Annotated in this window: 18 protein-coding genes; 3 read left to right on the top strand and 15 right to left on the bottom strand. The window is 64.2% G+C overall.

The annotated features are described in order from the left end of the window. Positions 1-116: 116 nt before the first annotated feature. The 10 genes from MTR72_RS20990 to MTR72_RS20945 all read right to left on the bottom strand — a co-directional run bounded on the left by MTR72_RS20990 (position 117) and on the right by MTR72_RS20945 (position 9,768). Entirely contained in the window at positions 117-1,085 is a 969-nt protein-coding gene (locus MTR72_RS20990) for a zinc-binding dehydrogenase (protein ID WP_280964911.1), read from the bottom strand. Positions 1,086-1,330: 245 nt separating this feature from the next. Continuing rightward, on the bottom strand, positions 1,331-2,326 hold the full coding sequence (locus tag MTR72_RS20985; RefSeq protein WP_280964910.1) for an NAD(P)H-dependent flavin oxidoreductase: 996 nt from the start codon (positions 2,324-2,326) through the stop codon (positions 1,331-1,333). Between the two features lie 453 nt (positions 2,327-2,779). Then, complete coding sequence (locus tag MTR72_RS20980) at positions 2,780-3,433, bottom strand: hypothetical protein (protein ID WP_280964909.1); 654 nt, start codon at positions 3,431-3,433, stop codon at positions 2,780-2,782. A 57-nt stretch (positions 3,434-3,490) separates the two neighbouring features. Next, positions 3,491-3,691 (bottom strand): hypothetical protein, encoded by a 201-nt coding sequence (locus tag MTR72_RS20975; protein ID WP_445819610.1) that lies wholly within the window; start codon positions 3,689-3,691, stop codon positions 3,491-3,493. A gap of 292 nt (positions 3,692-3,983) precedes the next feature. Then, a complete protein-coding gene (locus tag MTR72_RS20970; RefSeq protein ID WP_280964907.1) occupies positions 3,984-4,769 on the bottom strand; it encodes a fumarylacetoacetate hydrolase family protein in 786 nt (261 codons plus the stop codon). Then, positions 4,769-5,788 (bottom strand): 2-dehydropantoate 2-reductase, encoded by a 1,020-nt coding sequence (locus MTR72_RS20965; protein ID WP_280964906.1) that lies wholly within the window; start codon positions 5,786-5,788, stop codon positions 4,769-4,771. The genes MTR72_RS20970 and MTR72_RS20965 overlap by 1 nt, the downstream gene beginning before the upstream one ends. A 111-nt stretch (positions 5,789-5,899) precedes the next feature. Then, on the bottom strand, positions 5,900-6,325 hold the full coding sequence (locus MTR72_RS20960) for a CBS domain-containing protein (RefSeq protein WP_341510885.1): 426 nt from the start codon (positions 6,323-6,325) through the stop codon (positions 5,900-5,902). A 189-nt stretch (positions 6,326-6,514) separates the two neighbouring features. Then, positions 6,515-7,837 carry an oxalate/formate MFS antiporter gene (gene oxlT, locus MTR72_RS20955; RefSeq protein ID WP_280964904.1) on the bottom strand — a complete coding sequence of 441 codons (1,323 nt, stop codon included), beginning with the start codon at positions 7,835-7,837 and terminating at the stop codon, positions 6,515-6,517. A 260-nt stretch (positions 7,838-8,097) separates the two neighbouring features. Continuing rightward, positions 8,098-9,384 carry an oxalate/formate MFS antiporter gene (oxlT, locus tag MTR72_RS20950; protein WP_280964903.1) on the bottom strand — a complete coding sequence of 429 codons (1,287 nt, stop codon included), beginning with the start codon at positions 9,382-9,384 and terminating at the stop codon, positions 8,098-8,100. A 246-nt stretch (positions 9,385-9,630) separates the two neighbouring features. After that, positions 9,631-9,768, bottom strand: a complete 138-nt coding sequence (locus MTR72_RS20945; RefSeq protein ID WP_280964902.1) for a hypothetical protein — start codon at positions 9,766-9,768, stop codon at positions 9,631-9,633. A 366-nt stretch (positions 9,769-10,134) separates the two neighbouring features. Here MTR72_RS20945 and MTR72_RS20940 point away from each other — a divergent pair, with 366 nt between their 5' ends. Next, positions 10,135-11,466, top strand: coding sequence for an Hsp70 family protein (locus MTR72_RS20940; protein ID WP_280971025.1), 1,332 nt, complete (start codon positions 10,135-10,137; stop codon positions 11,464-11,466). A 249-nt stretch (positions 11,467-11,715) separates the two neighbouring features. On the opposite strand, the gene MTR72_RS20935 is transcribed toward MTR72_RS20940, so the two are convergent. From MTR72_RS20935 to MTR72_RS20915, 5 genes are all read right to left on the bottom strand, one after another. Further along, positions 11,716-12,159, bottom strand: a complete 444-nt coding sequence (locus MTR72_RS20935) for an SRPBCC family protein (protein WP_280964901.1) — start codon at positions 12,157-12,159, stop codon at positions 11,716-11,718. 155 nt (positions 12,160-12,314) lie between these two features. Further along, positions 12,315-13,079: a hypothetical protein gene (locus MTR72_RS20930; RefSeq protein WP_341510884.1), complete on the bottom strand. Its 765-nt coding sequence runs from the start codon at positions 13,077-13,079 to the stop codon at positions 12,315-12,317. Between the two features lie 340 nt (positions 13,080-13,419). Beyond that, a complete protein-coding gene (gene frc / locus MTR72_RS20925) occupies positions 13,420-14,697 on the bottom strand; it encodes a formyl-CoA transferase (protein ID WP_280964899.1) in 1,278 nt (425 codons plus the stop codon). A gap of 153 nt (positions 14,698-14,850) precedes the next feature. Continuing rightward, complete coding sequence (gene oxc / locus MTR72_RS20920; protein WP_280964898.1) at positions 14,851-16,584, bottom strand: oxalyl-CoA decarboxylase; 1,734 nt, start codon at positions 16,582-16,584, stop codon at positions 14,851-14,853. 87 nt (positions 16,585-16,671) lie between these two features. Further along, positions 16,672-17,403 carry a GntR family transcriptional regulator gene (locus tag MTR72_RS20915; RefSeq protein ID WP_280964897.1) on the bottom strand — a complete coding sequence of 244 codons (732 nt, stop codon included), beginning with the start codon at positions 17,401-17,403 and terminating at the stop codon, positions 16,672-16,674. 313 nt (positions 17,404-17,716) lie between these two features. Between MTR72_RS20915 and MTR72_RS20910 the strand changes: the two genes are divergently transcribed. Further along, complete coding sequence (locus tag MTR72_RS20910; RefSeq protein WP_280964896.1) at positions 17,717-19,846, top strand: acetate--CoA ligase family protein; 2,130 nt, start codon at positions 17,717-17,719, stop codon at positions 19,844-19,846. A gap of 250 nt (positions 19,847-20,096) precedes the next feature. After that, entirely contained in the window at positions 20,097-20,945 is an 849-nt protein-coding gene (locus tag MTR72_RS20905; RefSeq protein ID WP_280964894.1) for an IclR family transcriptional regulator, read from the top strand. Positions 20,946-21,048 lie beyond the last annotated feature (103 nt).

The raw sequence follows: 21,048 nt of genomic DNA, 5'->3' as shown, positions 1-21,048 counted from the left end.
GTCATGCCCGGGCTCGTCCCGGGCATCCACGTCTGGCCGCATGCACGCGCGGCAGCAGCGTGGATGGCCGGGTCATTTTGGCGAAGACGCGCTTCGCGCTTTTGCCCGGCCATAGCTCACACCGTCACGACGATCTTCCCCAGATGCTTGTTGGCTTCCATGTGCTCGAATGCGCTGTCGATGTCGTCGAACGCAAACACCTTGTCGATCGGAAGCTGCAGCTTGCGCGACTCGACTGCGCCCCAGATGTCCTTCCTGACCTCGTCAAAGATCTCGCGAATCTCCTCGATGGTGCGGGTGCGGAAGGTGACGCCGATGTAGTTGATGCGGCGGGCCGCGTGCAGGTCGAAATTGAAGTCGGCATGCGTGCCGCCGAGCCGGCCGACATTGACGATGCGACCCTTGACCTTGGTCGCGGCGAGGTTCTGGTTGGCGACCTTGCCCGAGACCTGGTCGACAATGAGATCGACGCCTTCGCCGTTCGTCGCCTTCAGCACCTGGTCGACCCAGCCGGGGTCGGAGGAGTCGATCGCCAGATCCGCGCCGTAGTCGGTCAGCCGGCCGCGGCGATAGGCGTCCGTCGACGAACCGATCACGAGTTTTGCGCCCTTGAGCTTGGCGATCTGCATCGCCATCAGGCCGACGCCGGAGCTTGCGCCCTGGATCAGCACGGCTTGCCCGGGCTGCACGCCGCCGACCGTGACGACGGCGTTGTGCATGGTCGCGAGCGCGACGGGGAGGCTGGCGGCTTCCTCAAAATTCATGTTGGAGGGCGCGCGGAACAGGCGGCCGTGATCGGCAAGCGTGTATTCGGCGAAGGCCGCGGCGCCGGAGCCCATGATGCGGTCACCGATCTTGACGCCCTTGGCGTCCGGGCCGAGCGCAGCGACTTCGCCAGCCCATTCCATGCCGAGCACGGTGCCGACGCCGCCGGCAGCGCCATGGGCATGGCCTTTGCGCATGCCGGTGTCGGCGCGGTTCAGCCCGCAGGCGCGGACGCGAACCAGCACCTGTGAACCTTTAGGTGTAGGTTGAGCGACGTCGGAAATCCTAGCGCCATCAGGGCCGTAGACGTAAGCCTTCATGTATTGCTCTTTCTCGCTTGATAAACCTGTTTAAGCGACGGCGGTGCCACTTCGCCTCTCGCTGCGTGCGGGGAGAGCCGGATCGCATCGGAAGATGCGATCCGGGTGAGGGGGAGCTTCCGCGAGTCTCACTCTTACCGGTATCGCGGAGATAGCCCCTCACCCCGACCCTCTCGCCGTAAGGACGGGGAGAGGGAGAGCACCTTCGGCGCCGGGGCCAGCGTCGCTCCGATTGTTGCAGGGACCTACTCTGCTGCTTCAAGTTGTTTGCTAACGATCATGCCTTCCAGCCTGTTCCTGATGATGGTCTCCGCCTCGCGCACGATGCGGGAGACCAGCTCGGCGCAGGTCGGGATGTCCTGGATCAGGCCCTGAACCTGGCCGGCCGACCAGATGCCCTCGTCGGAATTGCCGGTGGCATAGACCATCTTGCCACGGGCGCCTGCGACGAGCTCGCGGATGTCCTCGAACTTGGCGCCTTCCTTCTCCATCGCGACGACCTTGGTGGAGACCGCATTCCTGGCGACGCGCGAGGTATTGCGCATGGTGCGGAAGATCAGCTCGGTCTCGCGCTCATCATTGGCGACGATCTTCTCCTTGATGAGCTGGTGGATAGGGCTTTCCTTCGTCGCCATGAAGCGGGTACCCATGTTGATGCCGTCGGCTCCCAGCGCCAGCGCCGCGACGAGGCCGCGCGCATCGGCAAACCCGCCGGAGGCGATCATCGGGATCTTGATCTTGTTGGCGGCGGCCGGAATCAGGATCAGGCCGGGCGTGTCGTCCTCGCCGGGGTGACCGGCGCATTCGAACCCGTCGATCGAGATCGCATCGACACCCATGCGCTCGGCCGAGAGCGCGTGGCGGACGCTGGTGCATTTGTGCACCACCTTGACGCCGTGCTTCTTGAACTCGTCGACATGCTCCTGTGGCTTGTTGCCGGCGGTCTCGACCACCTTGATGCCGCTCTCGATGATGGCGGCACGGTATTCGGCGTAGGGCGGTGGCTTGATCGCGGGCAGGATGGTGAGATTGACGCCGAACGGCTTGTCGGTGAGGTCGCGGCAGCGCGCGATCTCCTTGGTCAGATCCTCTGGCGTCGGTTGCGTCAGCGCGGTGATGAAGCCGAGCGCGCCGGCGTTGGCGACGGCCGCAACCAGCTCCGCGCGTCCGACCCATTGCATGCCGCCCTGGACGATCGGGTGCTCGACGCCGACGAGCTTGGTGAACCGTGTCTGCAACATGATCTGTTCCCCCCGCCCGCGCATGTCGCAGGCTCTTCTATCGGTTGATGTCCGCGGCAGGATGCCGCCCGGGTCGGCAAAAGTCTATTGCCGCGCCGTGCGGTGCGGGCAGGGCGATCATGCGAGGGGTGAGGGTGATTCCGTGGGGCGGGCATTGGTGTCGGTCGGGCAGGTGTTTGCGCGACGATGGGCAAAACGTTTTCCCACACTCCGTCGTCATACCCCGCGAAGGCGGGGTATCCAGTACGCCGCGGCTTCTCCCTATCCTTGCGCTGCCTCTGGAATACTGGATTGCCCGCCTGCGCGGGCAATGACAGCGAGAGGTGATTGGGAGGCGGAAAGACTTTTGCGATGCGTAGCCCGGATGGAGCGAAGCGTAATCCGGGGTGCGCGTGCAGCGGGCGATGCCGGTCCCGGATTTCGCTGCGCTCGATCCGGGCTGCGCGTCGAAAGCTACTGCTCCGCCGACAGGCGCACGATCTGGCGGCCGCCGTTCATTTCCTTGAGGCGGTTGACGAAGTTTTCCGGGCGCTGCCAGCGGTAGGGGACCTTCAATCCCATGAACTCCGCGATGTCGCCGATGAAGCCGGTACAGTTGGTGGTCTCGGCATTCCAGACCGGCGACGTGGCCTGCAAGTGCTTGATATAGGCAAACACGCGCTTGGCGTCGGCTTCGTTCAGGTAGACGCGATAGCTCGCGGTCAAATACTCCGGATCGAGATCGCCATAGCTCGCGCCGGTCTCGGAGGGCACCCAGGTGAGGTGGCCGAGCACGTAGGCGAACGTGTCGCCGGCCGGCGTGAGGCCCGCGACCTCGACGGCGCGCTCGCTGGTCTTGCCGTACCAGACGAAGGCGTGGCCCCAGCTCGCGGCCGTACGGGCACGGAAATCGACGTAGTAGGGGCCTTTCTCCGCTCGCGCGACAGAGCGTCTCGTCGATTGCGGTGCCGGCTGCGATCCGGGGTCGTTCGAGACAAGCGCATTCGCATCGGCGATGCGCTTGTTCGCTTCGTGGGCCGAAACCGATGGCATCGTGCACGAGATCATGGCCGCGAGGGCCAACCCCGCGATCAGGCAGGATCCCGGTCGATAAGACTTGTTCGTCACGCTCTGCCCCTCGACTGTCGGCCGTTCACTCAGATTGAGCGCTGCAATGCCGGCGCGTCAGTAGCGCGCCGCGACCGGGCCGGGCGCCTTGCCGATCGGGGCTTTGCCAACCGGGCTCTTGCCAATCGGCATCTTGCCGATCGGAGCCGGCCCCTGCTGCGGATAGACGGGCACGGGCTGCCGACGCGGCAAATCCGCGGCGTTCGCGACCGTCACCAGGGCAAGCGTTGCGCCCACGACAAATACAATCTTCTTCACAGTGACTCCCCTGAAGGTTAGTCCAAGCACGGGCATGACCTGCCGTGCCCCCCAGACACGCCACACAGATGGGCGTCGGAATGCGTCCACAGTGCGGCGCCCGCGGGACATGTTGGCGGCATATGTCCGGCGAGCGGGAGGTGTGGCTTCTGCGCAGCATGCAGGATGGTTCAGTCCTTGCTGCGCCGTCCTTTTTGACGGCCCGTCGTAAGCACGTCATGCCCGGGACAAGCCCGGCCATGACGAGGAGGAGAGGGCGCGATAATGACGGTAGAATTCTCCGCCGTCGCGGCTACAGCCGAAACTCGTTGGTCAGCTCGCCGATACCCTCGATCGCGACCGTCACCGTATTCACCGGCTCCTTCATCACGCCGACGCCAACGGACGTGCCGACGGCGATGAGGTCGCCGGGCAGCAGCGTCATGTCGTGCGAGATCTTGCTGACCAGCTCCTGCGCGCTGAAGATCATGTCCGATATCGGATAGTTCTGCCGCTCCGCGCCGTTGAGGATGGTGCGCACCACGAGCTTTGCTGGATCGAGGCCGGTCGCGATCACCGGGCCGAACGGGCCGTAATCGTCGATGCCCTTGGCGCGCGCCCATTGGGCGAAGGTGGGATCGCGGGTCAGGATGTCGTTGGCGGTGATGTCGTTGACGCAGGTGTAGCCGAAGATGAAGGCGCCGGCCTCGGCCGGGGAGACGCGCGCGCAGGTCTTGCCGACGACGATGCCGAGCTCGCCCTCATAGGTCGTCTTGCCGTCGTAATAGGAGGGACGGCGGATCACCGCGCCGGGCGCGGCGACACTGGTGGTGGCCTTCAAGAGATAGAGCGGCTCCGGCGGCTCGGGCTGGTTGAGCTTGGCCGCGAGCGCATGAAAATTATTCCACAGCGCGACGATCTTGCTGGGCGCGCAAGGAGCGAACAGCTCGACCTCGGTCAGCGCCAGCGTCTTGCCGTTCGGCGCATTGCGGCCGAACATCTCGCCGTCATGCACGCTGATGCCTGATGGCGTCAGCGTGCCGAAGCCGGTCGCGCCGCCATGGCGGAAGCGCAGCCATTTGGTCACCGCGCCAGCCATCACGCCACCGCCAGCGCGCGAGGATCGGTCGGCGCGGAGACGCCGTCATAGAGGCCTGCGATGCGGGCGCGCTGGGTGACCATTGCCAGCACCGAGTCGAGCGCGGGCGTGGCGATGCCGGTCAGGCGGCCCATCTCCTGGACCACGGTCACGAGCGGGTCGATCTCCATCGGGCGGCCGCGCTCGAGGTCCTGCAGCATCGAGGTCTTGTGCGCGCCGACCTTGCGGGCGCCCTCGATGCGGCGCTCGACGTCGACGCGGAATTTGACGCCAAAGGTCTCGGCGATGGTCTGCGCCTCCAGCATGATCGCGCGCGACAGCGCGCGGGTGGCGGGATCGGTGCAGATCACGTCGAGGGTTGCGTGGGTGAGCGCGCTGATCGGGTTGAAGCAGACGTTGCCCCAGAGCTTTAGCCAGATCTCGTCGCGGATGTTGTCGAGAACGGGCGCTTTCATGCCGGCTTCGACGAAGAGATCGGCGAGGCGCTGCACGTCCGACGTGATCTCGCCGGAGGGCTCGCCGAGCGGAAAATTGTTGCCGTAGACGTGGCGGATCACACCGGGCGCCTCGATCTCGGTCGCGGGATAGACGATGCAGCCGATGGCGCGTTCGGGTCCGAGCTCGCGCCACTGCCGGCCGCCGGCGTCGATGCTCTCCAGCGTCGAGTTCTCGTATTGCCCGCCGTGCTTGTAGAAGTACCAATAGGGGATGCCGTTGACCGCGGTGATGATGCGGGTGTGCGGTCCGAGCAGCGGCTGCATCTTCTCGATCACGCCGGTGATCGAATGTGCCTTCAGCGTGATGATGACGTAGTCCTGCACGCCGAGCTCGGCGGCGTTGTCGGTGCAGCGGGGATGCACGACATGTTCCTCGCCGCCGGCGAGCAGCGTGAGACCGCGTTCGCGCATCGCGGCGAGATGGGCACCGCGCGCGACCAGGCTGACGTCGGCGCCTGCGCGCGCGAGCTGAACACCGAGATATCCGCCGATCGCGCCGGCGCCGTAGATGCAGATCTTCATGAAATCCTCGCGAGGGGAGCAGGAACGGGTTTTCTGGGCACGACAAGGCCCGGTCCGGCTCGGACAGATCCGAGCCGGGGCCGGAAGTCACAGGGGAATGGTGCGGCGGCTCTAGGCCGCTTGCGACGTAGAGTTGGCGGCTTCGTCGACGGCGGCCGCAATGTCGCGCATGCTGATGACCGAGACGAGGCTGTAATCGTCGATCACCGGCAGGTGGCGGATGTGGTGCCGGTTCATCAGGTGACGGACGTGCTCGATCGTGTCGCTCGATGTGCAGGAGACGAGCTGCTGCACCGAGACGAGCTGCGAGACCTTGATGTTGACACCGTTCGCGCCGTGCTCGGCGATGGCGCGCACCACGTCACGCTCGGTGAACATGCCGACCGCGGTGTTGCCTTCCGAGCGGACGACGTCCTTGACCACCAGCGCGCTGATGTTGTTGGCGCGCATCAGCTTGGCGGCGATACCCACCGTCTCGTTCATCCGCACCGTCACAACGCGCGACGTCTTCTTGCGCAGAATGTCTCCGACCAGCATTGCAACCTCCCTGGGTGAATGTATGGGTGAAATTCTGGTATACATTATGCCAAGCGTCAAGCGCTGGATTTGGTTGATCCGAAAAATCTTGCGGCAGCAATATTGACGTTTTCGCGCGCGAGCGCGGGGCAAAAGAAAAGGGGCGCCGTGCAGCGCCCCTTTCCGACCGATGCAAAAGGCGTGTGGTCGCTACGCCGTCTCGGTCTTTGCGGTGCTCGTCGCGGTATCGGCGCTCTCGGCTTCCTTGCCGAGGATGAAGGAGCGGCGCAGCGGCTTGATCACGAACAGTGCCATCAGCGCGGCCGTGGCGTTCAGCGCCACCGCGACCACGAACACGGCCTTCCAGCCGTAGGTCGCCGAGATCACGCTCGCCAGCGGCACCAGCAGCGACGCGGTGCCCTTCGCGGTGTAGAGCATGCCGTTGTTGGTGGTGGCGAACTTCGAGCCAAAGGTGTCGCCGCAGGTTGCCGGGAATAGCGAGTAGATCTCGCCGAACACGCCGAAGTAAACCGCGGTCGCCAGCACGAACACCACCGGAATGTGACCGTAGGCCGACAGCGTCAGCAGCATCAAGGCAGCCGTGCCGAACGCGATGAACATGGTGTGCTCGCGGCCGATCGTGTCGGAGACAAAGCCGAAGAACGGGCGGCCGAAGCCGTCGAAGATGCGGTCGAGCGAGATCGCGAAGGTCAGCGCCGCCATCTGGAAGCCGGCGAGCGTCACCGGCGTATTGGCGATCTTGAAGTCGTGCGCGATCGGGGCGATCTGCGCCGCGGTCATCAGGCCACCGGAGGCGACCATGACGAAGACGAGATACATCACCCAGAAAATAGGGCTGCGCAGCACCTGCGGCGGGGTGAAGTCGATCTTGGTCTGCGGCAGGTTGAGCTGCTTCTTCTTCGGCGGGATCGCGATGCGCGGCGGCTGGATGAAGAAGGCGAGCACGAAGACGATCAGGCCCTGGCCGATGCCGAAGGTGAAGAACGCGTTCTGATAGCCGCTCGATGCGATCATGGTCGCGATCGGCACCACGGTGATCGCAGCGCCTGCGCCAAAGCCCGCGGCGGTCGCGCCGGCTGCAAGGCCGCGGCGGTCCGGAAACCACTTCAGCGCGTTGCCGACACAGGTGCCGTACACCGCGCCGGCGCCCACGCCGCCGATGATCGCGGCCGCGTAGAGCAGGGTGAGGCTGTTGGCGTAGGAATTGAGAATCCATGAGAGCGCGATCATCACGCCGCCAAACATGATGACGATGCGCGGGCCGTACTTGTCGACGAACCACGCCTCGACCGGTACGAGCCAGGTCTCGGTGACGACGAAGATGGTGAAGGCGAGCTGGATCGCAGCGCGTCCCCAATGGTGGGCCGCGTCGATCGGATCGACGAACAGCGTCCAGCCATATTGCAGGTTGGCGATCATCGCCATGCAGACGATGCCCATGACGAGCTGGAGCCAACGGAAGCCGGTACGAAGGGGCGCGGCGGTGACAGCGCCCTCGGTGCTGGAAATCATCAACAACCTCCCAATGCGCCTGTCTGGTGGCGAACCAGGTTGCCAAGATGACCTGATGTCGCAAATGTTGTGGCTTATCGTCGCAAGCGCGGCGCGCACCTTGGTATACCATATCCCAGAATGCAAGTCCTAACTTGCTCCAGGGGGCAGGAAAATGCGCGGTTCCCTTCGGTTTTGCGGAATTGGATGATCTTCGGCCAAAACGAAAACGCCCGGCCACAAGGGCCGGGCGCGTCGAGCGAAGCTTCTTTGAAGGCGTATCAGACGGTCGATCGCGCGACCACCGTCTTGCGCCAGGGTTTCAGCACCAGGATCGCGAGCAGCGAAGCCAGGATGTTGGCGCCAGCCGCGATGATGAACACGTTGTCCCAATGGCCCGAGGTCTGCTGCATCAGGTTCGCGATCGGCACCAGTAGCGCGGCGGTGCCTTTTGCGGTGTAGAGCAGGCCGGCATTGGTCGTGGCGAACTTCGCGCCGAACGTGTCGGTGCAGGTCGAGGGGAACAGCGAGTAGATCTCACCCCAGGCGAAGAACACGAAGCCCGAAAGGATCACGAACCATACTGGATCGTGCCCGAGCAAATACAGCGCGTAGATGCCGATACCCTCCATGCCGAAGGCGAGAAACATCGTATTCTCGCGACCGATCATGTCGGAGATCCAGCCGAAGAACGGACGCGTCAGGCCGTTGAGCACGCGGTCGATCGTCGCCGCGAACGTCACCGCCGTCATGGTCATGCCGATCAGCGTGACCGGAACGGCGTCGACCTTCCAGTCGACCGCGATCGGCTTCAGGTTCGCCGTCACCATCAAGCCGCCGGCGCCGACGATCACGAACATGAAGTACATCAGCCAGAAGATCGGCTGACGCAGCACTTCGGTCGGCTGGTAGTTGCGCCGGGTCTGCTGCAGCGTAGCGTTCTGCACGGCGGCCGGCGTTTGTCCTGCCTTTGGCGCAATCAGGAAGAAGGCGAGGATGCAGACGATGATGCCCTGGCCGAGACCGAAAAACAGGAAGGTGGACTGGAAGCCGCTATCCTTGATCATGGCCTGGATCGGCGCAACGGTGAGTGCGGAGCCCGCACCGAAGCCCGCGGCCGTGATGCCGGCGGCAAGACCGCGCTTGTCGGGAAACCATTTCAGCGCGTTGCCGACGCAGGTGCCATAGACGCCGCCGGCGCCGATGCCCGCGATGATCATGCCGAGATAGTAGCCGTTGAGCGAGGTGGCCTTGGCGTTGATCACCCAGCCGAGCGCGCAGAGCACGCCGCCGACCAGCACGACGATGCGCGGGCCGTATTTGTCGACGAACCATCCTTCGACCGGCACGAGCCAGGTCTCGAACAGAACGAACAGCGTGAAGGCCCACTGGATCGAGGCACGATCCCAACCGAAAGTTTTCTGGATGTCGGGGACGAAGAACGTCCAGCCGTATTGATAGTTGGCGATCATCACCATCGCCGCGACGCCGATTGCCAACTGAGCCCAGCGATAGGTGTCGCTTACGCGTCCGGCCGTGGGGGCCGTTGCCTGCACCATGTCCGTCATAAAACCTCCCGAGGCGCCTCTAATTTCTTGCGAGCGCTGGGACGGCATTCTTGTATTCATTATGCCAAGGGTTCAAGCGCCGGTCCGGTCACCGTGCGCAAATGCCGCAGGCCTTCCCGGCTGCGGTTGTGACTCGGGACAGCACAAATAGAGATGGCCCCGTCGTGCGGGGCCATTCATCAAAAGTAGCATATCGACGGTTTTGAAACCCGCGCCGCCTTATCGCAATGCGGGAAAGGCGAATGCTTACAGGCCGAAGCGGGGCTGGTCGCCGTTGCGGTTGGAGATCTCGGCGCTGGCCATCAGGAGGCGATCGAAGGTGGCGATCAGGCGGGCGAGCAGCGAAGAGGTAGGCTGGAGCGCAACGGAAGCGGTCTTGGACATCGGAGTTCCCTTTCTCGAGACGGTCGGTATTGCTGTCTCATTTCGAAGGGCAATCTATGTATACCAGATGCCAGAGTCCATGCACGGCATTGCATAGCAGCATGCGATCTACCGCATTGCAGCATAATGGTCCGTTAAAGGGGCCATTCCGGGTTTAAAATTACGAGAAAGCCGCCGAAACGAGGTGAATGCCTTCCCCGGTCGCAGCAAGACGTGGAGGTGGGGCGCACTGTTCCGCCTGAGGCGGACCCGGCGCCACCGCGGCGGCGAATTCCGACGGGGCCACACTGGACCGGGGTCTTGGCAGGGCAATCCAAAGCCGCTAGTGGTCTGCCCCCTTTTTCCAAGCATCTGTCAGAGTGGTTCATGTCGAGCGCCTCGTCCGCCGTCTCGATCGGCATTGATTTTGGGACCAGCAATACGGTCGTCGCGCTCGCGTCGGACGACCGCCGGGTCGAAGCCATTCGCTTCGATCATGGCGGACAACGGCACAGCGTCTACGTGTCGGCCCTGTGCTTCTGGGAGGACCGGCCGGGAAGTGGAGCCCTGGCCGAAGGCGGCCCGTGGGCGATCGAGCAGTTTCTCGAAGGACGCCACGTCTACCGCTTCCTCCAGTCGTTCAAGACCTTCGCTGCAAGTAGCAGCTTCAATTCCACCCAGGTGTTCCGGCAGCGCTACCGCTTCGAGGACATTCTCGCGGCGTTTCTGCGAACGCTGGCGCGCCATGGTGGAGACAGGTTCGGCTTCGATGCGGCAAACATCGTGGTCGGCCGCCCCGTGCGTTTCGCCGGTGGCAATCCCGACGAGGCGCTGGCGATGCAGCGCTATCGGGCCGCATTCGAACGCCTGGGCGCCGGCCACGCGCGCTATGTCTATGAGCCCGTGGGCGCCGCGTTCTCGTTCGCCCGCCGGCTGGAGCGCGATGCCACCGTCTTGGTTGCCGATTTCGGCGGCGGCACCAGCGATTTCTCGGTGATGCGTTTCTCGCGCGCAGGCGGCAGCTTGCGCGCCGAGCCGCTCGGCCATGCCGGCATCGGCATCGCGGGCGACACGTTCGACTATCGCATCGTCGACCACGTCGTCTCGCCGCGGCTGGGAAAAGGCTCGAGCTTCCGCTCCTTCGACAAGGTGCTGCCGCTCCCCAACAGCTACTACACGAACCTCGCGCGCTGGCATCAACTCGCGATGATGAAGAGCAGCGGCGAGTTGCGCGAACTGCGGGAGCTTGCACGCACCGCGCTGAAGCCGGCTCCGCTCCACGACTTCATCACCATCGTCGACCTCGACCTCGGCTTTTCGCTGTACCGCGCAGTGTCCGATGCCAAGGTCGCGCTGTCGGCCCGGGATCAGGTGGACTTCCGCTTCAAGGGCGGCGGGGTCGAGATTGGCGCAGCCATCACGCGGAAAAACTTCGAAGCCTGGATCGCCGACGATATCGCCCGGCTAGGGGCCACCATCGACAAGGTGCTGGGCGAGGCCGGCATCACCGCGCGCGAGGTGGAAAAGGTGTTTTTGACCGGCGGGACCTCCTTCGTGCCCGCCGTCCGGCGGCTGTTCGCCGACCGGTTCGGCAACGAACGGCTGATGTCGGGAGACCAGTTCGAGTCGATCGCCTACGGCCTCGCCCTGATCGGACACAGTCCCGACCCGGACCGCTGGACCGCGGCCGGTGGACTCAAGGCGAGGGCGGGCGCGTAGCCCACGGTCAGGCGGGCTGCCGACGGATGCCAAGCAGAGCAGGGCTTCCGCATTTGATAGAGAACATCGTCGTCCCGGGGCGCGCATAGCGCGAGCCCGGGACCCATAACCCCAGGATCGTGTTTGGCGAAGATCGGTGGCCCATATCCCGCGCCACAACGATTGCCCGGGGTTATGGGTCCCCGCCTGGGCGGGGACGACACCGAGCTCTTTGAAGCGGCTGCATGGCCCGCTGATCCGGCGCTCTTGTTACTGCTTGATCTCGGGCTCGACGAGCCTTGCGAGATTCCGCAGCGACTCCTGCCAGCCGAGATAGCAAGCCTCGGGCGGGATGACGTCCGGGATGCCCGCCTGCGTAACGTCCAGCTCGGTGCCGACAGAGACTTTCTTCAGCGTCACGGTCACCTGAATTTCGCCGGGCAGATTGGGGTCCTCGAATTTGTCGGTATAGCGCAGCCGTTCACCCGGAACGAGCTCGACATATTCGCCGCCAAACGCGTGGCTGTTGCCCGTCGTGAAGTTCCGGAACGACATTCTGAAGGTGCCGCCGACCCTGGGCTCGAGGTGATGGACCGTGCAGGCAAAGCCATTGGGCGGAAGCCATTTCGCCAGCGCGTCCGCCTCGAGGAAGGCGCGATAGACTTTCTCCGGGCTGGTCGCCAAGACGCGGTGCAGGCGTACGGTGCTGGGCATGCTCGTTCATCCTTTCATTGATGGGCGCGGCGTTGACGATGATCGCCCATTCATGCCCCGAGGACGAACGAGACGTTGCCGGTCCGACACGACATCGCGGATTTTCTTGTTGGCTTTTGTGTGGAGCGCCGTTGCCGATGCTGTGGCCGGAGCGGCTAAATCGCCGTCACATCCTGCGGCGTCATCGTGAACGCAAGCCTGTAGCGGCCGATCGTCGGGTTGTCCCGCGCGCCCGCAGCGCCAAGCACTGCCGGCGAAAGCTGGTTGGTCAACACGCTCTCGACCACCGCGGAATCGTAGCCGGACAGCAGGGCGATCCAGTCGGCCGCGCCGTCGGCGCCCCGGATCTGCTGCTCGGTTGTGGGCGCGCTCGTGCTGGGGGTGTCGGTCAAGAGCAGGTGGGCGCCGGTCAATCCCGGTTGCGGTGCGAGTGCGCGGAGCGTCTCCGCGAGTGCGGCCTGAAGGTCCGCCTCGCGTCCGGTATCCGGCGACAGCCTGATGGTGGCGAGCAAGGTTGCGATGCCGCCACCAAAACTCGCCGCGACCCGGCACTGGCTGCGGACCATGCCGAGATGATGCGGCATCATCTTGGTCGACCAGGGCGTCGGCGCGTTGAGCCGGTCGAGATATCCGCGCGATGTGAGGGTTTCGTACTGCGCCAGCTCGTAGAGCACGAAGAAGCCCTCGGCGTCCTCCGTGCTGGTCCACCGCGATCCGCGCCGGAAGCCGGGAATGCTCATCCGCTCCGGAAAATGCTCATGCGAATGCCAGTCGCCGAACTCCGAGCGTTGCTCGGCGCCAACGCTCCACCACATCGCGACGGCTGCCTCGCCCAACAATGACATGCTGACCTCAATGCTCTTCTGCAACTCGACGGCAGCAGTGCCAGCGAAAACCAGAGGATCGCCGAAGATGAGCATCAAGGCCTTGCCGCCGCAAGATGCGACTCGGCCCTCGTGATCTTAGCGCCCCGGGGGACGTCTTCCGAATTGCGCCATGATAGCTTGGTGCCACTGTTTTGCCCGACGTGTCAAAGGGCTTCGTAAAATCGAAAACGGTGGCGCCGGCACTTGACAGCTACTTTGCATGGGGTTGTTTTTCAAATTTTGGTGGGAGCCCGCGAGCGGGAGAGGGCGCGCGTCTGCTTCGCCGCTTGTTGTGCCTATGTCGGGCACGCCATCCGACCCGCTTGCCGGATGATTCCCCATGCAAAAAGGGCCGCCTGAACAGGCGGCCCTTTCGTCTCGGAAGTGCTTCCGCTTACTCGGCGGCCTGCTTCTGCGGCGGATCGAGCGCGCCGGACTTGTGGATCTCGGCGACCTGGTGATCCGAGAAGCCCAGCACCTGGCGCAGGATCTCGTCGGTGTGCTCGCCGAGCAGCGGGGAGCGCTGCACGTCGCTTGGGCTATCCGACAGCTTGATCGGGTTGCCGACCGAGAGATACTTGCCGCGGGTGGGGTGATCGACCTCGACCACGGTGCCGGTCTTGCGCAGCGACTGGTCCTCCGCGATCTCCTTCATCGACAGGATCGGGCCGCAGGGGATGTCGTCCTTGTTGAGGATTTCCATCGCCTCGAACTTGGTCTTGGTCATCGTCCACTGTTCGATGCGGGCGAAGATTTCGTTGAGCCGCGGCAGGCGCGCGGCCGGCTTGGCGTAGTTCGGATCGGTCTTCCAAGTCGGCTCGCCGATCACGTCGCAGATCTTCTCCCAGACCGGGGCCTGGGTGATGAAGTAGATGTAGGCGTTGGGATCGGTCTCCCAGCCCTTGCACTTGAGAATACGGCCGGGCTGACCGCCACCCGAGTCGTTGCCGGCGCGCGGCACGGCGTCGCCGAACGGAATGCCTTCGCCGAACTGGCTGTATTCCTTAAGCGGGCCGTGGGCGAGACGCTGCTGGTCGCGCAGCTTGACGCGGGCGAGGTTGAGCACGCCGTCCTGCATCGCAGCCGTGACGCGCTGGCCCTTGCCCGAATGGGTGCGGTGGTAGAGCGCGGTGACGATGCCGAGCGCAAGATGCAGGCCGGTGCCGCTATCGCCGATCTGCGCGCCGGTGACGAGCGGCAGGCCGTCGCGGAAGCCGGTGGTCGAGGCGGCGCCGCCGGTGCACTGCGCGACGTTCTCATAGACCTTGCAGTCCTCGTACGGCCCGGGGCCGAAACCCTTGATCGAAGCGACGATCATCTTCGGGTTGATCGCTTGAATCCTCTCCCAGGGGAAGCCCATGCGATCGAGCACGCCGGGGCCGAAGTTCTCGACCAGCACGTCGCATTTCTTGATCAGCTCGGTCAGGACTTCCTTGCCCTTGGGGTTCTTGGTGTCGAGCGTGATCGAGCGCTTGTTGTGGTTGAGCATGGTGAAATACAGGCTGTCCACGTTCGGGATGTCCTGTAGCTGGCCGCGGGTGATGTCGCCGACGCCCGGCCGCTCCACCTTGATCACGTCCGCGCCGAACCATGCCAGCAACTGCGTGCAGGTTGGTCCGGACTGGACGTGGGTGAAGTCGAGAATGCGTACGCCCGTGAGCGCCTTTGTCATCGTGTCTGCTCCTTTTCCAATCTGTTGCCGTCATGCCCGCGAAGGCGGGCATCCAGTATTCGCTGCAAGTTCAGTCGGGCTCAGTGTTCGCCATCAAGGATGGTCGGCGATTACTGGATTCCCCGCCTGCGCGGGGAATGACCCGATGAGTGTTCACTTCTTCTTCTGCAGGACGCTCTGCGGATTGAGGTTGCCGATGCGGCCGCTTTCCGAGCCTGCGGCCGGATCGATCACTGCGTTGATCAGCGTTGGCTTGCCCGACTTCATCGCCTCGTTCACGGCACGCTTCAATTCGTCCGGCGAGGTGGCGTTCACGCCGACGCCGCCGAAGGCTTCCATCATCTTGTCGTAGCGCGCGCCCTTGACGAACACGGTGGTCGCGGGATCGGAGTTGGCGCTGTTGACGTCGGTGCCGCGATAGATGCCGTCATTGTTGAAGATGACGACGCAGATCGGCAGGTTGTAGCGGCAGATGGTCTCGACCTCCATGCCGGAGAAGCCGAAGGCGCTGTCGCCTTCCACGGCCAGCACGGGGTTGCCGGTCTCGAGCGCAGCGGCGATCGCCTGGCCCATGCCGATGCCCATCACGCCCCAGGTACCGACATCGAGACGCTTGCGCGGCTTGTACATGTCGATGACGCCGCGGGCGAGGTCGAGCGTGTTGGCGCCCTCGTTGACCAGGATCGCCTCGGGATACTCCTTGATCACGTTCTTCAGCACGCCGAGCGCACCGTGATAATCCATCGGCGACTTGTTGTTCATGAGCTTCGGCGCCATCTTGGCGACGTTCTCTTCGCGCTTGGTCGAAACAGCCTTGGTCCATTCGGCCGGCGGTGCGGTCCAGCTCGAACCCATCGCCTGGTTGAACGCTGCGACGACGGAGCCGATGTCGCCGACGGCGGGCGCGACGATCTCGACGTTGGAGTCCATCTCCTTCGGCTCGATGTCGACCTGGATGAACTTCTTCGGCGCTTCGCCCCAGCTCTTGCCCTTGCCATGCGAGAGCAGCCAGTTGAGCCGCGCGCCGATCAGCAGCACCACGTCGGATTCCTTGAGCACCGTCGAGCGGGCCGCACCGGCGCACTGCGGATGCGTGTCGGGCAGCAGACCCTTGGCCATGCTCATCGGCAGGAAGGGCACGCCGCTCTTCTCGACGAAGGTCTTGATCTCCTCGTCGGCCTGCGCGTAGGCCGCGCCCTTGCCGAGGATGATGAGCGGGCGCTTGGCGCCCTTGAGCACGTCGAGTGCGCGCTTGACCGAAGCAGGCGAGGGGATCTGCGCGGGAGCTGCGTCGATCACCTTGACCAGCGATTTCTGGCCGGCATCGGCGTTCATCACCTGGCCGAACAGCTTTGCCGGAAGGTCGAGATAGACACCGCCGGGACGGCCCGAGACCGCGGCGCGGATGGCGCGGGCAAGACCGATGCCGATGTCCTGGGCGTGCAGCACGCGATAGGCCGCCTTGCACAGGGGCTTTGCGATCGCGAGCTGGTCCATCTCCTCATAGTCGCCCTGCTGCAGGTCGACGATCTCGCGCTCGGAGGAGCCCGAGATCAGGATCATCGGGTAGCAGTTGGTGGTGGCGTGGGCGAGCGCGGTGAGACCGTTGAGGAAGCCGGGCGCGGAGACGGTGAGGCAGACGCCGGGCTTCTTGGTGAGGAAGCCGGCGATGCTCGCCGCGTAACCGGCGTTCTGCTCGTGGCGGAACGAGATCACGCGGATGCCGGCGGCCTGCGCCATGCGGCCCAAATCCGTGATCGGGATGCCCGGCACATTATAGATGGTGTTGATGCCGTTCAGCTTGAGCGCGTCGATGACGAGATGGAAGCCATCCGTCAGTTCCTGCTCGGTGCCCGGTGCTTCGGACTTGGTCGCGGTATTCAGCATGGGCCTTGTCTCCCTGGTCTCAAGGTGCCGTTTTTGGCTTTGGGGGCGAATGGTTCGCCCTTCTGGTGAACGTTGCTAGCTCAAGAGCTACGTGAATAGTTCCTGGCCGTGGGCTTCGACGTAAGCCGCAAGGCCAAGGGTGTGATCGCGGGCGCGCTTCTCGGCGAGCTCGGTGTCGCGCGCTTCCAGCGCTTCGATGATGCCGAGATGCTCGGGCAGCGAGGTCGCGGTGCGGTCCTTCCGCCCGATGGTCAGTTGCCGATAGCCGCGCACGTGCAGCAAGAGATCGTTGGTGAGATCGACCAGCACCGGCGATTCCGACAGCGAGATCAACGCCTGATGGAAGGCGATGTTCGCCTTGGAATATTCCTCGACGTGATCCTCGGGCAGGCGGTCCTTGCCGAAATCCTTGAAGAAGTCGCGCAGCGCCGAGATGTCCTTCTTGCGCGCGGTGGTGGTGATCAGGCGGGCCGCCATGCTCTCCAGCGCGGCCCAGGCGCGGATCATGTCGACGATCTCGCTCTTGGTCCTGCGCACCACCATGATGCCGCGGCGCGGAACCGTCTTCACGAAACCGTCCTGCTCGAGCATGGCAATCGCTTCGCGGATCGGCGTGCGGCTGACACCCAGGCGTTCGGACAGCGCGCGCTCGTCCAGCATCACCGGCTCGGGCGTCGAGTAGATGTCCATCTTGAGGATCGCTTCCTTCAAGGCGTCATACGCCTTGTTCTTGAAGCTGCTCTCCGGGGCAATACGAACGATTGCGATGTCTGCCTCGGCCATGTTCGGCAACGCCTTGGTTGGTTTCCGCAGGGACATGACGATTCTCCTCCTCTAGGGGAGTCGTCTTTTACAGGATTATTTACCGGAAAGTTTTTGGCATACCACATGCCAGAATGTCAAGCTGCCTATTTTTTGCGGCGTTCTAAGCCATGCGGCGGCTTGACAAGTTGGCTTCTGGCATACCAAATGCCATCGCCAGCCATTTTTGATCCAAGCCGGCGGAGTAGTCTTGGCCTTACGCCACTCCGTTCCGCGGCATGGAGCAGAGCGCGGCGAATGGCAAGCATCACTGGCGGCCGCAATACGCGCGCGCTTTGCAAAGCAAGAACTGAGGTCAAGGGAGAATCATATGTCCAATTCCAAAGATGCCGTCCGCAAGGTGCTTGACCAGGTCAAGGCGGACAAGCGCACCAGCCTGACGGCGCCGGAGGGTAAGCTGGTCTGCGACGCCTACGGCATTCCGGTGCCGAAGGAGGGGGTCGCGAAGTCGGCCGGGGAGGCCGGTAAGATCGCCTCCTCGATGGGCTTCCCGGTCGTGATGAAGATCGTCTCGCCCGACATTCTCCACAAGACCGAAGCCGGCGGCGTCATTGTCGGCGTGAAGACGGCGCAGGACGCCGAGAAGGCCTACGAGACCATTCTCTCCAACGCCAAGAAGTACAAGGCCGACGCCAAGATCGAGGGCATCCAGGTGCAGCAGATGCTGGCCGGCGGCACCGAAGTGATCATCGGCTCGATCACCGACGGCTCGTTCGGCAAGCTGGTCGCCTTCGGCCTCGGCGGCGTGCTGGTCGAGGTACTGAAGGATATCACCTTCCGCCTTGCGCCCGCGACCAAGGAAGACGCGCTGTCGATGCTCGACGGCATCCAGGCGCATGAGATCCTCAAGGGCGTGCGCGGCGGCGAGCCGGTGAACCGCACGGCGCTGGCCGACGTCATCGTCAAGGTCTCGCAGCTCGTTTCGGACTTCCCGGAAATCGTCGAGCTCGACCTCAACCCGGTGTTCGCGACCCCGAAGGATGCGACCGCCGCCGACGTCCGCATCGTCGTCGATTTCGCCTACAAGCCCAAACCGAAGCCGCGCCCGACCGAAGAGATCGTCGCCGCCATGAACCGCATCATGCAGCCGAAGGCCGTCGCCGTGATCGGCGCCTCGGCCGAAGACGGCAAGATCGGCAACTCCGTGATGAAGAACCTCATCAACGGTGGCTACAAGGGCGAGATCATTCCGATCCATCCTAAGGCCCCCGAAATCCTCGGCTACAAGGCCTACAAGAGCGTCAAGGACGTGCCGGGCGTCATCGACGTTGCGGTGTTCGCAATCCCCGCGAAGTTCGTCGCCGGCGCGCTGACCGAGTGCGGTGAGAAGAAGATTCCGGGCGCGGTTCTGATTCCCTCGGGCTTTGCTGAAGCCGGTGCGCCGGAATTGCAGGCCGAGATCGTCGAGGTCGGCAAGAAGTACGACATTCGCCTGATGGGGCCGAACATCTACGGCTTCTACTATACGCCGGCGAATCTCTGCGCGACCTTCTGCACGGCCTACGACGTGAAGGGCCACGCGGCGCTGTCCTCGCAGTCGGGCGGCATCGGCATGGCCATCATCGGCTTCTCGCGCTCGGCGAAGATGGGCGTCTCCGCGATCGTCGGCCTCGGCAACAAGTCGGATATCGACGAGGACGATCTGCTCGCCTTCTTCGAGCAGGATCCGAACACCAATCTGATCGCGCAGCACTGCGAGGACCTCAAGGATGGCCGCGCCTTCGCGGAAGCGGCAAAACGCGTCTCCAAGAAGAAGCCGGTTGTCGTGCTCAAGGCGGGCCGCACCTCGGCCGGCGCGAAGGCCGCGTCCTCGCACACCGGCGCGCTTGCCGGCAACGACCGGATCTACGAGGACGTGTTCAAGCAGTCGGGCGTGATCCGCGCCCGCAGCCTGCGGCAACTGCTCGAATTCGCCCGCGGCGTGCCGGTACTGCCGACGCCCAAGGGCGAGAACGTGCTGATCATCACTGGCGCTGGCGGCTCGGGCGTGCTGCTGTCGGACTCCTGCGTCGACAACGGCCTGTCGCTGATGTCGATGCCGCCGGATCTGGATGCTGCCTTCCGCAAGTTCATCCCGCCGTTCGGCGCTGCCGGAAATCCTGTGGATATCACCGGCGGCGAGCCGCCGATCACCTACGTCAACACGGTGAAGCTCGGCCTGTCCGATGATCGCATCCACGCGCTGATCCTCGGATACTGGCACACCATCGTCACCCCGCCGATGGTGTTCGCCCGCAACATGGTCGAGGTGAAGAAGGAAATGGAGGCCAAGGGCTTCGTGAAGCCCATGGTCGCCTCGCTCGCCGGCGACGTCGAGGTCGAGGAAGCCGCCGAATATCTCTACCAGAACGGCATCCCGGCCTATGCCTATTCGACCGAACTGCCGGTCGAGGTCTTGGGCGCCAAGTACAAGTGGGCGCGCGGGGCAGGGCTGCTCTGAGACGAGGAAGTGCCGCTTCGGAAGTCTTCCGAAGCGGCATTTTCATCTGAGGACGTTTGCTTGCCTCGCGCCGCTTGCGGGGAGAGGTCGAATCGAGCGGAGCTCGAATTCGGGTGAGGGGGACTCTCCGCGAGTCCATCTCTTACCGTGATCGCGGAAGCAGCCCCTCACCCCGACCCTCTCCCCGTAAGAACGGGGCGAGGGAGAGGAGGCAGCTCGCGCTTTGTCTGATTGACGAATGCAGGTCGCGATGAGCAAGAACGTGATCCGGCGCAAATCGCTCGAACCTCGATCGCCGGCGGAGGCCGACTCTGAGGCGCGCGACGGCGGCGTGCAGTCGGTCGACCGCGCGCTGTCGATCCTGGAGACGCTGGCCGAGGACGACGAGGGCTATCGCCTCAGCGATCTCGCCGTCCGTACCGGGTTGTCGACCTCGACCGTGCACCGCCTGCTGGCGACGCTGGAAAGCCGCCGCTTCGTGCAGTTCGACCGCACCCAGTCGAAATGGCATGTCGGCGTGCGCAGCTTCACGGTGGGCGCGAGCTTCGCGCGGCGGCGCAATTTTTCGGCCCAGGCGGTCCCATATTTGCGCAAGCTGCGCGATCTCACCCGCGAAACCGCAAACCTCGCCGTGGTCGACGACGAGTTCATCATCGTGCTGACCCGCATGGAGAGCCGCGAGATCATGCGATCGCTTACCAAGGTCGGTGGCCGCGTCGCGATGGTCACCTCCGGCGTGGGCAAGGCGGTGCTCGCGACCTATTCCGACGAGGATGTCGGCGCCATCATCCGCCATCACGGCATGCCGAGGCTGACCGAGAAGTCGATCGTGCGGCCGAGCGATCTGTTCCGCGAGCTCGCGCGAATCCGCGAGCAAGGCTACGCCATCGACGACGAGGAAGCGCAGATGGGCCTGCGCTGCGTCGCCGCCGTGGTCTATGATGATCGCGCCGAACCGCTGGCCGCGATCTCCGTCTCCGGCATGACGAGCCGCATCACGGACGAGCGTTTGCCGGAGATCGGTTGCGTCGTGCGCGAGACGGCCGCGGAGCTCACGGCGGCGCTGGGTGGTGTGATGCCGGGGACGAAGCGGGTCTGAATAGATCTCGCGATCTCGATGCTCGTCTGTTTCCATGCGGGCGCGTCGCCAACCGCCTGATTTTTGATGACTTTCTCGCGACCCTTCCACTCCGTGGGAAATA

The organism is Bradyrhizobium sp. ISRA442, assembly GCF_038085055.1.
In the GTDB taxonomy this organism is placed as follows: Bacteria; Pseudomonadota; Alphaproteobacteria; order Rhizobiales; family Xanthobacteraceae; genus Bradyrhizobium.
Note: the sequence above shows the minus strand (reverse complement) of the source record. Positions and strands in the feature narration are given on the sequence as shown.